We start from the raw sequence: 16989 nt of genomic DNA on the forward strand, positions 1-16989 counted from the left end.
GCGTTATGCCGCGTCAATGCGGGCGGCGCAGGGCGACGAGCGGCGTCGAGGTGCGGGTCCGGAGCCGCGGCGCGAAGGTGCTCGCGAGATATCCGCCCTGCAGCGATACCATGGCGGTGATCATGAGCAGCGCGGTCTCGGACCACGAGAGGCGCGCTACGCCGACGGCGGCCAGCAGCATGAGTTCCGCAAGCGCGACCGGCACCAGCACCAGACAGTGCTGGCGCAGCCCGAGCACGGCGCCGCCGATCAAATTGCCAAGCAAAACAAATAACATAACCAAACCCTGCGCCCGCATATTATCGGGCAGGGTCCTAAGCCGGGGTTAAGCCGGTCGTCGCAAATTCCACGGCCCAGTGCCGGCCGGCGTCGGAACGGCACACGGTTATGTTATTCGATTAACATTCAGAACGGGCGCAGGTCGCCGTAACTGTAGGCGGCCCAGTAGTCGCGGCCGCCATATGGCCCATAGGCGCCATAGAGCGGCGCACAGGAATAGCGATCCGGGCAACCGTGCCAGCAGACCCGTTTCCACTGGCAGACATCGCCATGACAATATTGCAGCCGCTGGCAGTTGGCGCTGACACGCTCGACGGCGCGCGGGGCTTTGTAAATGCCCAATTCCGCAGCAAATGCGCCCGATCCGCCAAGCAGGACCATAACGGTTCCCAATGCGATCGCCAGCGGCTTCATGCGAGCCATCGAACCCTCAATCGGTTAACTCAAACCATCTCGTTCACAGATAATCGGAACATCACACGAAATCAAAGCCGGAGTGACGTTGCGCGGGCCGCTTGTTCACGGCGACGCGCCGGTGTCGCTGAATTGCCTCACCTTGCTAACATTCTTTATCAATTGCGGTGCATCATATCACGGAACCTTGTGATTATGATAGTCGGCGTGTTACGGCACGGCCGGAGTATTTTAAATGTCGCGTGCGAATTTCATTCGGGCAATGTTATTGCTTGCGGCCGCCTGCTGGGTCGGCGGTTGCCATTACATGCCGACCAACGGTCCGACGAGTTCTGACGTCGTCGCCGGGCAGAAGGATCCGGAAAGCCTGCCCTATGCGATGGTCAAGATCACGCCGCAGGTCGAGAACGTGCTGGCGTCGTTCGCGCCGCAACTCGCCGGAGGCATTCAGGGCTCGCCGCCCAAGGACATCCACTTCGGCATCGGCGACGTCGTTAGCGTCACGATCTTCGAGGCCGCCGCCGGCGGTCTGTTCATTCCGGTCGAGGCCGGTGTGCGCCCCGGCAATTACATCACGCTGCCGAACCAGAACGTCGATACCGACGGCAACATCTCGGTGCCCTATGCCGGCGCGATCCGCGCCAAGAACCGCACGCCGACCGAGGTGCAGCGCTCGATCGTCGATGCGCTGAAGAACCGCGCGATCGAGCCGCAGGCGGTGGTCGCCCTGATCGAGCAGCGCACCTCGCTGATCTCTGTGCTCGGCGAGGTCAATACGCCGAACCGCTTCCCCGCCAACGCCGCGGGCGAGCGTGTGCTCGACTCGATCACGCGCGCCGGCGGCCCGAAAGGGCAGGGTTTTGACACATGGGTGATGCTCGAGCGTGATGGCAAGCGGACGACGGTGCCGTTCGGCCAACTGGTCTACGAGCCCAAGACCAACATTTATGCGCATCCGGGCGACACTATTTATGTCTACCGCGAGCCGCAGACCTTCGTCGCTTTCGGCGCGTCGGGTGCGCAGGGCCAGTTCAATTTCGAGGCCTGGCGCATCTCGCTGGCCGAAGCGGTCGCCAAGGCGGGCGGCCTGAACGATTCCTCGGCCGATCCGGCCTCGGTGTTCGTTTATCGCGGCGAGCTGCCGGAAGTGGCGGCCAAGCTTGGCGTCGACGTCAGCAAATATTCAGGGCCGATCATCCCGGTCGTCTACAACATCAATTTCCGCGATCCGGCCGGCTATTTCCTGGCCACGCGTTTCCAGTTGCGCAACAAGGACGTGCTTTATGCATCGAACGCGGCATCCGTCGAGGACGCCAAGCTCATGCAGCAAATCCGCCTCGTCACCGCAACGGTGAACGATCCGATCGTGGCCGCCTACAACGCAACGTTACTTCGTAATTCGATCAAGCTTGCGCCCTGATATTCGGGCGTGAGCCGGCCCGGCCGGCTTCATGGAACGCTTACGATCACCTTCCAGCTCAAGTGGGGCGACGGCGTTGCCGTGGCCGGTACGATGGTCGTCGTGGCTATTCTGCGCCGTCGTCGCGTTGGCGCCACTGCCGCTCGGCTCGGTCGGCGGCGTCGCGTCCACGATCTGGTCGATCCTGCTCGGGATCGTCTTGCTCGGGATGTTGCCGATGCGCTTGCGCGGCAGCCAGCTCGCAATCCTCGCGATAACGGCGCTGCTGACTGCGCTCGCCATGCTGGTGCTGCACGAGCAGTCGGCGGCGCGGCCCTGGTCGGGCGTGGCGCCGAACGCGCTGTGGGCAGAGGCCGGCAAATTGCTGCCGGCCGAGCTTCCGCCCGCCGTGACGATCGCGCGCAACCAGCCATTTTATTCCGCGGGCGTCGGGATCGTCTGCCTGCTCAGCTTTACGATCGGGGTCGTGCTCGGTGCGAACCGCGTATTGGCGCGCGGATTGCTGCGGGCGGTGGCCATTGCCGGCTTGGTCTATGCGATCCTCGGCATCATCACCTTCGCGATCGATCCCACCCGGATCTTCCTGCTTCACGACAAGCAGGCCCATCTGGAATGGCTGACGTCTCCCTTCGTCAACCGCAACACGGCGGCTATCTATTATGGCTGCTGTGCGCTGATCTGGCTGTTGTTCGGCTGCGAATTGATCGAGCGGCACTGGCCGTCGCACCGGGCCAGCCTGCCACGCCTGTTGGCGCGCCTCGATATGCCGGCACGGCGCCGGCTCGCCGGCCATGCGTTCGGCTGGCTCACTTGCCTGCTGGCGATGTTTCTGACCGGATCGCGCGGCGGCGTCGGGATCTCGTTGCTCGCTGCGGTCGCAGCTGCCGCGATCTTCTTTCGTAACCGGATGCCGCGCCGTTACGGCCTGATCATGGCGCTTTGCGTCGGCAGCCTGGTTGCGCTGGCGCTGCTTCAACTTCTCGGCGGCGGCGTCGGCGCGCGCTTCAGCACGATCGGCCTGTCGGATGAGGGACGGTTCTCGACCTATCGCGCGACGTTGCGGATGATCTGGGATCATCCCTGGCTCGGCAATGGTTTCGGGTCCTTCGAATGGGTCTATCCGGCCTATCGCACCGACGACATCTCGTTGCGCGGGACCTGGAACCGGGCCCACAACAGCTGGCTCGAGCTGGCGTCCGACGGCGGAATGTTCATGGCCGGCGCGGTCATGATCGCGCTGCTCGCAGCCTTCGGGGTGCTCGCGCATGGCGTGCGGACCCGTCGCCGCGACGTGATCGTGCCGCTCGCAGCGCTCTGCGCATCGGCTGCCGGCGCACTCCATTCGATGATCGATTTCTCGCTCCAGATCACCGGCTACGCCGTTGTTATCGCGGCCTTGCTCGGGGCAGGTCTGTCACAATCCTTCCGCTCCGGCAGGGGCGCCGGCACCGGGCGTGACGCCAGTGTTACGATCGGGACGGCGGGTTAACGTTGATTTCGCGTCGGGCCCGGGCCATGCCCGGTCGAGGGTATTTAATTGGCGCGATAACTCTGACTATGCTAACGAACTGTTAGTATTCGTTAGGGAGATAGCAGTGTTCACATTTGAGCGATCCGGCGGTTTTTCCGCCTTGCGCCTGGCGGTATTGGCGATGTTGGCGCTGGCGGCGCCCGGCGGCGCCGCGATGGCGGAAACGCCCGGCGGGCTGATCCAGCTCTCGCAGGCGGTCACGAATTTCAAGGCCAATCCGGAACAGTTACTGACCCAATATCCGAACGCCGGCGTGGAATTGACCTCGCGGGCGCGCGACTTCGCCGTCAACGATCCGACGTCGCTCGATCCGCTCATCGCGCTGCTCGCCAAGGCAAGCAAGGACCAGAAGACGGCGATCGCAGCCGGCCTCGCCCAGGCCGCGCGCATCGTGGTACGCAGCAATCAGCCCTATGCGACGCGCATCCAGCAGGCGATTGCCGACACCAAGGACCTCGACACCGTGACGGCGTTTGCCGCGGCGTCGGGTGATAGCGGCACCGCTGCGACCGGCGCCGGCGGCGCGGGCAGCGCCGGTGCATCCGGCGGCCAGACCAGCGCGCTTGGTGCCGGCGGCGCAGGCGGCGGCACGCTCGAGGCCATCAACGGCAACAGCGTCAACACCGGGATCTTCAGCTTCACCTCGTCGGTGAGCAGCTCGGGCAACAATACGACCGGGACGACCACGGGCACCGGCACCACGCTGCTTTCAACAGTTACTCCCTGAGCGGGCGTTCGATCGCCAATGGAGAACTCTCTGCAGCAACGCGCTTTGGTGTCGGCGGCGGGACGCTTCCCGGGATCATTGGAGGGCGCGAGGGCAGGATGTATCCTGCCGCCGCGGCGATAGGACGAGATGCTTCAGCGCAACCAGATTTCGCCGTCTGTCGATCTGAGAAATCGTCCGGCCGAACTGCCGTCGCTGGCGGAAACCTTCGACGCCTTCGTCACCTATCTGCTCCGGCAGTACTGGGTGATCCTCGGGACGGCGGGCCTCTGCCTGTTCGGCGGCATCTGCTACCTGATGACGGCGGCGCCGAGCTATACCGCGCTCGCTACGATGATCATCGACACGCGCAAATTCCAGGCCTTCCAGCAGCAATCGCCGGTGAGCGAGCTCCCGGTCGATTCCTCCGCGGTCGAGAGCCAGGTCGAAATCCTGAAGTCCGAGAACGTGGCGCTCGCGGTGATCCGCGATCTCAAGCTCAACGAGGATCCGGAATTCATCGGCTCCAGGGCCGGCGCGGCGGGAGCCGTGCTCGATTTCGTGTCCGGCCTGTTCGCAGGCAGCGCGCCGCCCAACGAGTTCGACCGGACCCGGCGCGCGGTCCGCACCTTCCAGAAGCAGCTCGACGTCCGCCGCCGCGGCATGACCTATGTCATCGAGGTCTCTTTCCGCTCGCTCGATCCGGAACGCGCGGCGCAGATCGCCAACGGTGTCGCCGACGCCTACATCGTCGACCAGCTCGATTCCAAGTATCAGGCGACGCGCCGCGCCAGCGTCTGGCTGCAGGACCGCATCCAGGAGCTGCGCACGCAGGCATCCAATGCCGAGCGCGCGGTGCTCGACTACAAGAAGACCAACAACATCGTCACCTCCAGCGGCAAGCTGCTCAACGAGCAGCAGCTCGGCGAGCTCAACACCCAGCTGGTCCATGTGAAGTCGCAGGTCACCGACGCCAAGGCCAAGCTCGACCGCATCGAGGCGGTGGTGAAGGGCGGCGTCGCCGACGCGACGGTTGCCGATACCCTGAACAACCAGGTCATCACCAAGCTCCGCTCGCAATATCTTGAGCTTGCCAACCGCGAGGCCGACTGGTCGTCGCGCTATGGCTACAATCACCTGGCCGCCGTCAATTTGCGCAACCAGATGCGCGAGATCCAGTCGTCGATCATCGACGAGCTGAAGCGGCTCGCCGAAAGCTACAAGAGCGACTATGCGATCGCCCTGCAGCGTCAGACCGAGATCGAGCGCGCCGTGAACGAGTCCGTCTCGCAGTCGCAGTCCACCAACCAGGCGCAGGTCACGCTGCGCGAGCTCGAGAGCTCGGCCCAGACCTATCGCTCGCTCTATGACAATTTCCTGCAGCGCTACATGGAAAATGTGCAGCAGCAGTCGTTTCCGGTCAGCGAGGCGCGGGTGATCACCCGTGCCTCGCGTCCGCTCAGCAAGAGTCACCCGCAGACCTTGGTCGTGCTCGCGCTCTCGGCGCTCGGCGGCCTGATCGCCGGACTCGGGCTCGGCGTGTTGCGCGATCTCTATGACCGGGTGTTCCGCACCGCTGAAATGGTCGAGACCATCCTCGACGCCGATTGCGTTGCGATCGTTCCGCGCCTCTCGCCAAGCCAGCTCAAGGCGCCGGTGGTCGCTCGTCCTCACCTGCCGGCCGGCGCGCGCATGATCCAGCGCGGCGATGAACCGGTGCTGTGGGCCGCGATCGATTCGCCATTCTCACGGTTCTCTGAAGCGATCCGCTCGATCAAGGTCAATGCGGACCTCAACGTCACCAAGCCGTCGAAGATCCTCGGCCTGACCTCGGCGCTGCCCAACGAGGGCAAGTCGACGCTGGCCTTTGTGTTCGCGCAGCTGGTCGCGCAGAGCGGGGCGCGCGTGCTCCTGGTCGATTGCGACCTGCGCAATCCCTCGCTCAGCCGCAAGGTCGCCGCGAGCGCCGAGCGCGGCATTCTCGACGTCCTGTCGAACAATGCGACATTGCAGGACACGCTGTGGCGCGATCCGGAGACCGGCCTTGCCTTCCTGCCCGGCGCCACACGGTCGCGCATCGCGCATTCGCACGAGGTGCTGGCCTCCGACCAGATGAAGGATTTCATCGACGGGGTCCGCAGCCATTATGACTACGTGATCGTCGACTTCCCGCCGCTGACGCCGGTGGTCGATGTCCGCATCACCGCGCACTTCGTCGATTCCTTCGTCTTCATCGTGGAGTGGGGCAAGACCCAGGTGCAGGTGGTCGAGCGGGCGCTGCGCAGCGCGCGCGCGGTCAACGAGAACCTGCTCGGCGTCGTGCTCAACAAGGCCGATATCGCCGCGATGAGCCGCTATAGCGGCTATGGCGGCAAGAACTACTATTACAACTCGCATTATGGGCGATATGGCTACACCGAGTGAGACGCGAGACGGGATGCCCCGGCGTGCCGCCATCTGGCTTGCGCGCGGCTTCCTGGCCGCGGTCGCGTGCTCGTCGGTCGCCTGGGGCGCGACCACTCTGCCGGTATTCGTCGAGCAGAGCCGGTTGGACGGCGCCAGGGACCTGATCCTGCGCATCGTGCCGGTCAGCGACGCCGAGCTCGGCGACCTCGGTCCGCTGCTGTCGCGCGCCGCGGCGCGATCGGACTGCATGCCGACGATCGATCGCAGCGCGGCGGTGATCCGGCTGCGGCTCGCCGAGAACGCACTCGCATCCGGCAACCTCGTGGACAGCCGGATGGGCGAGCTCGACGCGGCCCTCCGCAGATCGCTCGGTTGCGCGCCGGCCGATCCTTATCTCTGGGTCGTACTGTTCTGGCTTCGCAACATCAGGCAAGGTTTGAGCGACGCAAATTTCGACCTGCTGCGGATGTCATACCGGCTCGGACCCAATGAGGGCTGGATCGTGGTCAAGCGCAGCGCCATGGCGCTCGCGATGCTCGATGCGTTGCCGCCCGACCTGTCGGACGCGGTCGTTGCCGAGTTCGCACGGCTCGTGAAGACCGAATTGTACACCGAGGCGATCGATCTCCTGAAGGGCCCCGGCTGGGTGCACCGGGACGGGCTGATGGCCGGCCTGGCAGCTGTCCCGCAACGGAACGTCGACATCCTGACCCGTAGCATGGCCGACATTGGATACGATCTCGACCGCCTCTCGCCGGCGGAGCGACGCAATCTGGAGCGCAAACCGAACGACCGCCCCGGCGAGCTTGCCCGAATGCCGCCCGCAGCAATGGCTAGACCATGACGATGGAATTCAGCATCGGACAGCACAACGCGCATTATGAGGGCGTCTATTCGGCGCAGGAGCGCGACTGGCGCCGCATCTGCGCGGTCGACAAGGCCGATCATATCGCCGGCTTGCTCGGTGCTTCCGCCGCCGGTGTCGGCAATGTGCTCGAGGTCGGCTGCGGCACCGGCGCCGTGCTGGCGCGGCTGTCCGCGATCGGCATCGGCCGCGACTTCACCGGCATCGACGTCATCGATCCCGCAACCAACCTGGAGACCGACGGCGCCGCTTCAGCGCCGTTCCGCTGGTCGAGCTATGACGGTGTGACGATCCCGTTCGCCGACGGATCGTTCGACCTCGTCTATGCCAGCCACGTACTCGAACACGTGCCCGAGCCGCGCGCGTTCCTGCACGAGCTTACCCGGGTGGCGCGGAATTTCATCTATCTCGAAGTGCCGTGCGAGCTGCATGCGCGGACCAATCGGCGGGCGCTGCAATCCACGCTCGATATCGGCCACATCAATTTCTACACACCGGACACATTCCGCCTGGTGCTGGAGACCGCGGGGCTGCACGTCGCCGGCTTCGGTACCTATGATCACAGCCTGCCGGTGCACGCCTTTCATTCCTCGCGGGTCAAGGGGCTTGCCAAGAGCCTGGTGCGGAAGTCGCTGTTGTCGGTCAGCCCCGAGCTTGCGACCCGGCTTGCCACCTATCATTGCGGGGCGCTCTGCCGGCGCGTCGAGCCGCCGCCGCCGCGGGACCGATAAGCCATGGCGCCGCGCGTGGTCGTCTTCAACAACATGATCACACCCTACACCAACCGGCTCTACAACGAGCTGGTTGACCGCGGGCTCAATCTCGCGGTGCTGTCCTGTACCGCGCAGGAGGCCGATCGCGCCTGGGCGGGATCGTTCACGCCGCGCTACGCGACGCGCACGGTGCCCGGTGTCTCGATCCCATTGTCGCGCTCGCGTCACACCCATCTCAATATCGGGATCGGGCGCGCCCTGAACGCGCTGGCACCCGACCTGCTATTCGTCAACGGCCTCTATCCCTCGATGCTGGCGGGCGTGGCATGGGCGCGCGCCAACGGCAGGGCGCTTGCGCTGACGATCGACGGCTGGCGCGAAACGATGCCCAACACGGCCTATCATCGCCTGGCGCGGCCATGGCTGCTGCGCCAGTGCGACGCCGTCGTGTGCTGCAGCGACAAGGGCAGGGCGTATTTCCGTGGCGAAGGTGTTGGCGACGACGATCTGTTCGTGGTGCCGCTGGTGCCGGCATGGGATCCGCCGGACACCGTCCCGGGTTTCCACGATCGTCGATTTCACCTGCTTTGGTGCGCCCGCATCAACGACGACGCCAAGAACGCGATCTTCTTCGAGAACGTCGCCATCGCGCTCAGTCGGATCTTGCCTGGCTTAAGGGTTCGCGTGGTCGGGTCCGGCGCTGCCGAGCAGCGCATGCTGGCGCGGCTCGGCAGCGCCGGCATCGATGTCCGCCACGACAGCTATGTGCCGTGGCAGGCGATATCGGAGGTCTATCTGCAATCGCGCCTGCTCCTGCTGCCCTCGTTGCTGGAACCGTGGGGTCTGGTGTGCAACGAGGCTCTGCAGTGCGGGGTTCCCTGCCTGGTGTCGCCCCATGTCGGGGCGGGCGGCGAGTTGGTGCGCGACCACGACAATGGTCATGTTTGCGCGCTCGATGAGCAGGCTTGGGTCGACGCAGCGCGCGGCCTGCTCGAACATCCCGCGCGCTGGGAGGTGATGTCGCAGCAGGCCAGGCAGAGCGTGCGACGGGATGCACTTGCCGATTCCGCGGCGCGCTTTGCGGCCGCGGTCGATCATCTCTTGAGGGCGCCGGCCCGGCGGGAAGCCGTTCAATGATCGGCAGATGGTGGTTTCGAACCGAGGTCTTTCTGCACGCCTATCTGGTGATGGTGCTCGGCTGCATCTATTTCCTGTTCAATTTCATCGAGGGCATCTCGTTCGCGGAACGGGCCGGGGAGTCCGCGCTGTTCCGCGGCGCGTGGCTGCTGCTTTACATCCTGCTGATGCTGCACATTGCGGTCGATCGGAAACGCTTCGGCCTGCTGATGCTGCAATCGCATCTCTATCTGACGTTCATTGCCTTCGCGCTGCTGTCGCTGGCGCTGAGCGCCGAGCCCGCGGGCGCGTCGATCAAGTTCGCGATGTATCTCCTGACTACGCTGTTCTCGGCCTGGGTCGTGATCAGCTGCCCGGTCGATCGGCTCGTCGACACCCTGTTCCGGATTGGGATCGTGGTGCTGATCGTTCACGTCCTGCTGTTTCCGGTGATCGGCTCGCAATGGGACTACGATCCGCTGCATCGGCCGACCGTGCTCGGGACGCAGGCCTATGCCGGCGTGTTCGGTCACAAGAATCTCGCGGGCGCCTTCTTCGGTCTCATGGTGCTGATCTGCTTCGTCCGCATGCTGGCGGGGCCGCGGCGGCAGTTCGGCTGGTCGCTGTTGTTGATGGGGTGTCATCTTTTTGCGCTCGCCGCGGCCGGCGCCGCGGGACCGCTGATCAGCATGTTGACGGCGCTCGCCGTGACCTTCGGGCTGCTGCTGGTGGTGCTTGGGCACAGGGGAGCCGCCTCGATCTACTGGCTCGGCCTCGCCTTTGTCGCGGTTGTCATGTTCGCGGTGCCGAGCGACGAGTTGTACGGGCTGGTCGGCCGCAGCGGAAACCTGACCGGCCGCTCGTTCCTCTGGGCGGTCTGGCCGCACTTCTTTTGGCAACACCCCTGGCTGGGCTACGGCTTCTCCGGGTTCTTCAACGAGCTGCCGAACTCGCCCGTGAACGAGCTGACGAGCATGGCGCCATGGAACACCGAGTTCGGCTCATTCGAGAATTCCTATCTCGATGCCTTCCTTCAATTCGGTCTGCTCGGCGGCACGTTCTATATGCTGCTGCTGGCGCGGGCGTTGTGGAACACCATCGTCTTCACGTTCGAGCGGCGCGGGATGTACTGGCTGGCGCCGTTCGCGATGCTGCTGTTCGTCGTAATCGCGTCAGCCAACGATTCCAGTCAGCTGCTGCATAATTATTTCGGCTGCGTGCTGGTGTTCTGGTGCTATTTCGGCCCCGAAGCCAGGCTGCAGATGGCGCCGCGGCGGGCGTTTGCCAGACTGCGTGTGAGTGAGGCGTGAGTGCGTTGACCGAAAGGCTGGATCGAATGGCGGCCCAGACCCGGGTCGCCGGTGCTGCGCGCGGCGCGCTCGGCCGGCTGCGGCGCGCCGGGGGCAATGTCGCGCTCGGCCTGATCGATCAGGCGCTGCTCAGCGGCTCGGCATTCGTGCTGACGATCGTGCTGGCCAATGTGCTCGATATCAATTCATTCGGCCAATTCAGTATCGCCTGGTCGTTCTCGATCCTGATCGAGGCGGTGTTTCTGCGCGGGTTGTTCGACGACGGGCTGCCGGCGACCGCACATCGCATCCCGAAATCGCTGTGGCCGCAACTGCGGCTCGGCCTCTATCTGTCGTCGCTGCTGGTCTCGGCAGTGCTTGGCCTGCTGCTGGTGGTTGCTGGCCTCGTGATCGCAGCTGTCGGCGGTGTCGCGGGCGGGCTCGTGATCGCAACCGGGCTCGCTATCCCTGCGGTTCGGCTGCAAAGCATGTTCCGCCGCATCTGCTATCTCGATGGGCGGCTGCCGCGCGCGGTGGCGTCGTCGTTGACCTATTGCGCGGCGCTTGTCGTCTCGGCCGGGCTGATGATCGCGCTTAAACTGACCGGCGCCGCCGCGGCAATGGCCTGCATCGCGATCTCGGCGGCGCTGGCCGGCAGCCTGCTGCTCGTTCACACCAGCGAGCTAGCCCGGCCGCAGACCAGGATCTTCCGCGGCTCGCTGCGGCGGCTGTTTCGGAACGGCCGCTGGTTCGTCGCGACCTCGCTTACCTACTGGATCGGCAGCATCGGGCTGATCCCGGTTTGCGGCTTCCTGATCGGGCTGGACGCGAGCGCGTCGCTGCGGATCTTGCTCCTGGTGTTCGCACCGCTCAGCCAGTTCTGCGCGACGATGTTCTCGGTCCGCCTGCCGGAGATCGCAGCCGAGCTGCGCGCCGGCCGGCGCAGCGCGGTCGCCGCTGCCGCGCGCGAAAATGCCGTGCTGCTCGGCTCGATCGCGCTCGCCTATGGCGCGATGGTCGTGCTGTTCAGCCAGCGCATCCTCGCCCTCGTCATCCACGGCCAGAGTTACGAGATCGGCACCGGCAGCATCGCCTTGATGGGGGCTGCGATGGCGCTCGACGCGGTGTGGCTCGGCCTCGCGCTGCCGCTGTTTGCGACCGGCAGGCCGCAGCGGTTCATGCTGAGCCGGATTGCCGGCCTGGTCGCGCTGTGCTGCGTTCTGCCGCTTGCGGCGGAGGCCCGGCAAATGATGGGCGCGGTTGCGGCGATGGTGGCCTCCAGCGCGGCGTCGGTGATCGTGGTCGTGCTGACCAATTCGGTGCGGGAGCAGACATGACCGACGACGCATCCGGCCGCTCGCTCTCGAAGCTGCATATCGGCGCCTTCAATTGCGGTATCGCGGGCTGGATCAACACCGACATCACGATGCATCTGTGGATCGCGCGCCTGCCGCTCGCGGCGAAAGCGTTGCATCTCGCCGGCCTGCTGAGCGACGCCCGCTATGCCGAGCATCGCCAGGGCAAGTTTGCCGGGCTGCGCTACATGGACCTGACCAAGCCGTTGCCGTTCGCGGATGGCAGCCTCGCGGCGGTGTTCAGCGCGCATGTCTTCGAGCATTTGTTTCCCGACGAGGTCGAGCGGCTGGCGCGTGAGATTGCGCGGGTGCTGGCGCCGGGCGGGGTATGCCGCATCGTTGTCCCCGACATGGAAAGGATCGTCGCCCTCTACGATCCGGCCGCGCCGCAGGCCTTCCTCAAGGGCGTGTTCGAAATCGAGCGCCGCAAGGAGGCCGCCTTTGCGCATCACTGGGGCTTTACGCGCGCCTCCCTCGCGGCGCTGTTCCGAGCTGCGGGCTGTTCCGAGACCCACACCCGGGCCTATCGTGAGGGGATCTGCCCCGACATCGACCGGCTCGACAACCGGCCGGACGAGTCGATCTTTTTCGAGGCGATCAAGTGAGCGGAAGCGGAGAGCCAATATGCCGTTGCGCGAAGGATTGCACGTGCCGTGCTAGACCGACGCGACCGGTAACAGGAGACTGACATTGCTGGGCGCAATTCAAGCCCGATTTTCCGGTGCAGCACGCAAGCGGCGCGGCGAGTTCCTCGTCCGCACCGTGAACCTGCCGCTCGACGCCAAGATCCTCGATCTCGGCGGCGGCACCGGCCGGCACATTCGCGCGATCCTGCCGCGCCATACCGACATCACGGTCTGCGACATTTCGGCCGACGATTTGCAGGCCGCGCGCGAACGCTTCGGGTTCAAGACCGTTCTGCTGCAGGAGACCGAGCGGCTGCCGTTCAAGGATCAGGCGTTTGACTTCTGCTTCTGCTCGTCGGTGATTGAGCACGTCACCGGGCCGAAACAGGACGTCGTGACGATCGACAACGACACGGCATTCAGGAACATCGCGCGCGAGCACCAGAACCGCTTCGCCGGCGAGATCTCGCGGGTGGCGAAGTCGTTCTACGTGCAGACGCCGTACCGGTACTTTCCGATCGAGAGCCATACCTGGCTGCCCGGAATCATCGTCCTGTTGCCGAGGCGACGGCAAATCGCATTGATCGAAAGGTTCAACCGCTTCTGGTTCAAGCGCACCGCGCCCGATTGGCACCTGTTCGACTGGCGCGAGATGACCGAAACGTTTCCGGACGCGAAAATCTATCGCGAGCGATATCTCGGCATGACCAAGTCGCTGATGGCGATCAAGGCGTGAAGCAGGCATCTGCCCGCCGCATCAATTGTCGCGGCGGGCGAGAATATTGATCAGCGTGCCGACCGCGGGGCGGCGATCGAGCGCCGGCGGCAACGGCGAGCCGGCAAAGCTGGCGCCGAGCATGGTGAGGCCATGTTGCCGCAGCAGGCCCTGCATGACGTCCGGCGTGGTGTCGAACTTGGAAAAGGCGAGGTAGCGGAACAGCGGCCGCGCCGACACGCGCGACGAAGCCGCATGCGCGAGCTTGTAGCCCTGGCGCAGCAGTGATCCGCGATTGGGGATCGAGAGCAGCAGCAGTCCGCCGGGCCTGAGCACGCGATGGATCTGCGCGAGGCACTGCGCCACGTCGGGGACATATTCCAGCACGCTCGCGCAGAGCACGCCGTCAAAGGATCGATCCGCAAACGGCAGGTTTGCGATGGTCGGAATCTGCCGAAATGTAAGCCGTTCGGCCGACGGACCGTCGGCGGAGCGGCCGCGTGCAGCCGCAATCATCTCCGACGAGGCATCGACGCCGGTGACGTCGCAGCCGCGCGCGGCGAGCAGGCGGGAGAGCGTTCCGGTGCCGCAACCTGCATCCAGCCAGCGCTGGCCATGGAGGTCAGCATTCCCGAGCAGATCGAACATCGCGGCGGTGCGCGCCTTGAAGGTGCGGCTCTGATGCAGCCTCTCCCACGCCGACGAGATCTCGTCGTGAAAGCGGATTTCGGGTCGGTCGCGGGTCTGGGCCATGGTAGCCATGGTGTTCCCTACCAGTGGAAGCCGCTCACTTTGGCGCGCACCTCTCGGGGCAGACCGATGTCCGACAGTTCGAGCACGACCTGGTCGGGGCGGGTCGCCTTCAGCGCGGCGACGAAGCGCGGATCGGCGGTCGTCAGCACGATGATGTCGGCCCATTCGACCGTCGCCGTCACATCGTCATGCAGCAAACCGACCAGTTCCGGATTGCGCATCATGAAGTCCCGGTTGGCGCCGATCAGTTGCGATAGCTGCACGTTGGGGTCGTAGATCCGGATGTCGCGCTGCTCACTGCGCAAGCTTTTGACCAGCTCGACGAAGGGGCTGTCGCGGACATCGTCGGTGCCGGCCTTGAAGCTGATGCCGAGGAACGCGATGCGGCGGCCGTCGTGCGACAGGATCCAGTCGGCGCCGCGCGACATGATCATGTCGTTGCTTGGCAGGATGCTTTCGAGCACCGGCGTCGACAGTCCACGGCTGTGCGCGAGATGCTTCAGCGCCTTGACGTCCTTCGGCAGGCAGGAGCCGCCGAAGGCAAAGCCGGGCCGCAGATAGGCCGGCGAGATGTTGAGCCTGGTGTCCTGCAGGAAGATGTTCATGACGTCGCGGCCGTCGATGCCGAGCGTCTTTGCGATGGTGCCGATCTCATTGGCAAAGCTGACCTTCAACGCGTGCCAGCTGTTGTCGACATATTTGACCAGCTCGGCGGTCTCGACCGGCGGCGTGATCTTGGCGCCCGGCAGATCCTTGTAGAGCGCCATGACGCGGTCGGCGGTTTCCTGGTTGAAGGCGCCGACCACGGTCTTGGACGGTGCGTTGAAGTCGGCAATCGCGCTGCCTTCGCGCAGGAACTCCGGATTGAAGGCGAGGTCGAAATCGCGTCCGATCTTGTTGCCGGAGGCTTCCTCGATCAGCGGTCCGACGGTACAGCGGGTGGTGCCGGGCAGCACGGTGGAGCGGATCGTCACGGTATGCGGCGCGTTCTTCGCCCGCAGCCCGCGGCCGATCTCGATCGCGACCTGCCGGATCGCGGTCAGGTCGAGATTGCCGTTGCCGGACGACGGCGTGCCGACGCAGACCATCGAGATGTCGCTGTTGACGATCGCCTCGGTGGCGTCGGTGGTTGCGGTCAACTGACCCCTTGCAACCGCGTGCGCCACCTTGTCCGAGATGCCCGGCTCGATGACCGGCGATCGGCCCTTGCGGATCAGGTCGACCTTGTCGACGCTCTTGTCGACGCCGATGATCTGGTGGCCGAGCTCGGTGAAACAGGCCGCGCAGACCGTTCCGACATAGCCGAGGCCGAAAATGCTGACGTTCATGCTTCGACCTTCGACCATCCGGCGACCCGCGCGTGGCCGCGTCGCGTTTTGCGTGAGTGAGGCGGCAGGGCGTTCAACGCGATGCCCGCCCGGCGGCTGCATTGGCGTTGACACCAGACGCCTGCGAGGTCGACTGCTCCGCGGGGACGTTCGCGCGCGGCGCGCGGCTCTGCCAGGGGAGCTTCCTGGCGAACAACGCCTCATAGGCGGCGAGCAGCTTCGGCTCCTCGTGCGTCCAGGACAATTCGCGCTCGACGCGGCTGCGGCCAAAGGCCCCCATCGCCTGCCGCAGCGCCGGATCATCGATCAGCGTGACGATCTTGCCGGCGAAATCCCGCGGGTCGTTCTTCGCCGCATAGAGCGAGGCGTCGAGCGCGGAGCGCCGGCCTTCGCGAACCTCGAACTGAACGATCGGCCGTCCGAGCGCCATGTATTCCATGATCTTGTTCATGGTGGAGATGTCGTTCATCGGCGTGACGCGATCCGGATTGACGCAGACGTCTGCGGTCGAGAGCATCGTGAACAGCGCCTCGTCGGCGATAGCGCCCGTGAAATTCACGTAGTCGGAGAGCTGCATCTCTTCGCAGAGCTTGACCACCGCATTCCACTCCGGCCCGGTGCCGGCGATGTTGAACTGGATGTCGGTGCGGCCGAGATCGTGCACGATGTGGCCGATCGACTGCAGCAGGAGATCGATGCCTTCTGACTGGCCGATCACGCCGACGTAGCCGACACTGTAGCGCCGGCCGCGGCGCCAGGCCGGATCGGCGGGGCGGGAGCGCACCCGGCCGAGATTGGGGCCGGAGCGCACCACGAAGACCCGGTTGGCCGGCATGCGGCCACGGGTGATCGCGATCTCGCGATAGGATTCGTTGGTCGCGATCGAGATGCTTGCGGTCTTGAAGGTGAGATATTCGACCAGCCGCAGCAGATGCCAGAAAAAATCCCTGCGGCCGAATTTTGCTTCGTAGAGCTCGGGATTGACGTCGTGATGATCGAACACGAAGCGCTTGCCGCCGAGATTGAACAGCAGGCCGATCAGAAAGATCAGGTCGGGCGGATTGCAGCCATGGATCACGTCGAGGCCGTGCTTCCACGCCACCTTGATCGCAAGCCACGTCTCCCAGAACAGCGCGACCGGATATTCAATGAGATAGGCGGCGATCCCGCGCGCTTCCACCGGCATCGGATGACGGTAGATGTGAATGCCGTCGAGGCACTCGTAGGATTCGTCATGGCCGCGGCCCTTCGGGCAGATCACCGAAACTTCATAGCCCGCCTTGCGCAGCGACGTTGCCTCGCACCACACCCTGCGATCGAAAGGAACCGGAAGGTTCTCGACGATGATCAGGATCCGCCGCGGTGATGGTTCAGCTCTCGACATCTGCGATGATCTATACCATTGACCTAACAACATCACAATCCGACTAACATCGGCATTAACATGCGCAGCTTGCATTTTGCAATCCCGCC

16 protein-coding genes are annotated in these 16989 nt (G+C 64.8%); 11 read left to right on the top strand and 5 right to left on the bottom strand.

The features are described 5' to 3' along the window. Positions 1–13: 13 nt before the first annotated feature. Both ACOIX3_RS13995 and ACOIX3_RS14000 read right to left on the bottom strand, forming a co-directional pair. Entirely contained in the window at positions 14–277 is a 264-nt protein-coding gene (locus ACOIX3_RS13995; protein WP_420970384.1) for a hypothetical protein, read from the bottom strand. Between the two features lie 128 nt (positions 278–405). Next, positions 406–693: a hypothetical protein gene (locus ACOIX3_RS14000; RefSeq protein ID WP_420970385.1), complete on the bottom strand. Its 288-nt coding sequence runs from the start codon at positions 691–693 to the stop codon at positions 406–408. A gap of 235 nt (positions 694–928) precedes the next feature. On the opposite strand from ACOIX3_RS14000, the gene ACOIX3_RS14005 reads away from it, so the two are divergent. The 11 genes from ACOIX3_RS14005 to ACOIX3_RS14055 all read left to right on the top strand — a co-directional run bounded on the left by ACOIX3_RS14005 (position 929) and on the right by ACOIX3_RS14055 (position 13456). Continuing rightward, positions 929–2113 carry a polysaccharide biosynthesis/export family protein gene (locus tag ACOIX3_RS14005; protein ID WP_420970386.1) on the top strand — a complete coding sequence of 395 codons (1185 nt, stop codon included), beginning with the start codon at positions 929–931 and terminating at the stop codon, positions 2111–2113. Positions 2114–2189: 76 nt separating this feature from the next. After that, entirely contained in the window at positions 2190–3602 is a 1413-nt protein-coding gene (locus tag ACOIX3_RS14010) for an O-antigen ligase family protein (RefSeq protein ID WP_420970387.1), read from the top strand. A 106-nt stretch (positions 3603–3708) separates the two neighbouring features. Continuing rightward, entirely contained in the window at positions 3709–4371 is a 663-nt protein-coding gene (locus ACOIX3_RS14015) for a hypothetical protein (protein ID WP_420970388.1), read from the top strand. 129 nt (positions 4372–4500) lie between these two features. After that, positions 4501–6774 (top strand): polysaccharide biosynthesis tyrosine autokinase, encoded by a 2274-nt coding sequence (locus ACOIX3_RS14020; RefSeq protein WP_420970390.1) that lies wholly within the window; start codon positions 4501–4503, stop codon positions 6772–6774. Between the two features lie 13 nt (positions 6775–6787). After that, positions 6788–7600, top strand: a complete 813-nt coding sequence (locus ACOIX3_RS14025) for a hypothetical protein (protein ID WP_420970391.1) — start codon at positions 6788–6790, stop codon at positions 7598–7600. After that, positions 7597–8352 (top strand): class I SAM-dependent methyltransferase, encoded by a 756-nt coding sequence (locus ACOIX3_RS14030; protein ID WP_420970392.1) that lies wholly within the window; start codon positions 7597–7599, stop codon positions 8350–8352. Before ACOIX3_RS14025 ends, ACOIX3_RS14030 begins: the two co-directional genes overlap by 4 nt. 3 nt (positions 8353–8355) lie before the next feature. Continuing rightward, entirely contained in the window at positions 8356–9471 is a 1116-nt protein-coding gene (locus tag ACOIX3_RS14035) for a glycosyltransferase family 4 protein (RefSeq protein ID WP_420970393.1), read from the top strand. Then, positions 9468–10760, top strand: coding sequence for an O-antigen ligase family protein (locus ACOIX3_RS14040; protein ID WP_420970394.1), 1293 nt, complete (start codon positions 9468–9470; stop codon positions 10758–10760). Before ACOIX3_RS14035 ends, ACOIX3_RS14040 begins: the two co-directional genes overlap by 4 nt. A gap of 26 nt (positions 10761–10786) precedes the next feature. After that, positions 10787–12076: a polysaccharide transporter gene (locus ACOIX3_RS14045; RefSeq protein WP_420970395.1), complete on the top strand. Its 1290-nt coding sequence runs from the start codon at positions 10787–10789 to the stop codon at positions 12074–12076. Beyond that, positions 12073–12699, top strand: coding sequence for a class I SAM-dependent methyltransferase (locus ACOIX3_RS14050; protein ID WP_420970396.1), 627 nt, complete (start codon positions 12073–12075; stop codon positions 12697–12699). The genes ACOIX3_RS14045 and ACOIX3_RS14050 overlap by 4 nt, the downstream gene beginning before the upstream one ends. An 85-nt stretch (positions 12700–12784) precedes the next feature. Continuing rightward, a complete protein-coding gene (locus tag ACOIX3_RS14055; RefSeq protein ID WP_420970397.1) occupies positions 12785–13456 on the top strand; it encodes a methyltransferase domain-containing protein in 672 nt (223 codons plus the stop codon). A gap of 21 nt (positions 13457–13477) precedes the next feature. On the opposite strand, the gene ACOIX3_RS14060 is transcribed toward ACOIX3_RS14055, so the two are convergent. From ACOIX3_RS14060 to ACOIX3_RS14070, 3 genes are all read right to left on the bottom strand, one after another. Then, entirely contained in the window at positions 13478–14197 is a 720-nt protein-coding gene (locus ACOIX3_RS14060; protein ID WP_420970398.1) for a class I SAM-dependent methyltransferase, read from the bottom strand. 8 nt (positions 14198–14205) lie between these two features. Next, positions 14206–15516, bottom strand: a complete 1311-nt coding sequence (locus ACOIX3_RS14065) for a nucleotide sugar dehydrogenase (protein ID WP_420970399.1) — start codon at positions 15514–15516, stop codon at positions 14206–14208. Positions 15517–15589: 73 nt separating this feature from the next. After that, positions 15590–16900, bottom strand: a complete 1311-nt coding sequence (locus ACOIX3_RS14070; RefSeq protein ID WP_420970400.1) for a glycosyltransferase family 4 protein — start codon at positions 16898–16900, stop codon at positions 15590–15592. Positions 16901–16989: the final 89 nt, after the last annotated feature.

The sequence above is a fragment of the Bradyrhizobium sp. B120 genome, assembly GCF_049075665.1.
GTDB lineage: Bacteria > Pseudomonadota > Alphaproteobacteria > Rhizobiales > Xanthobacteraceae > Bradyrhizobium.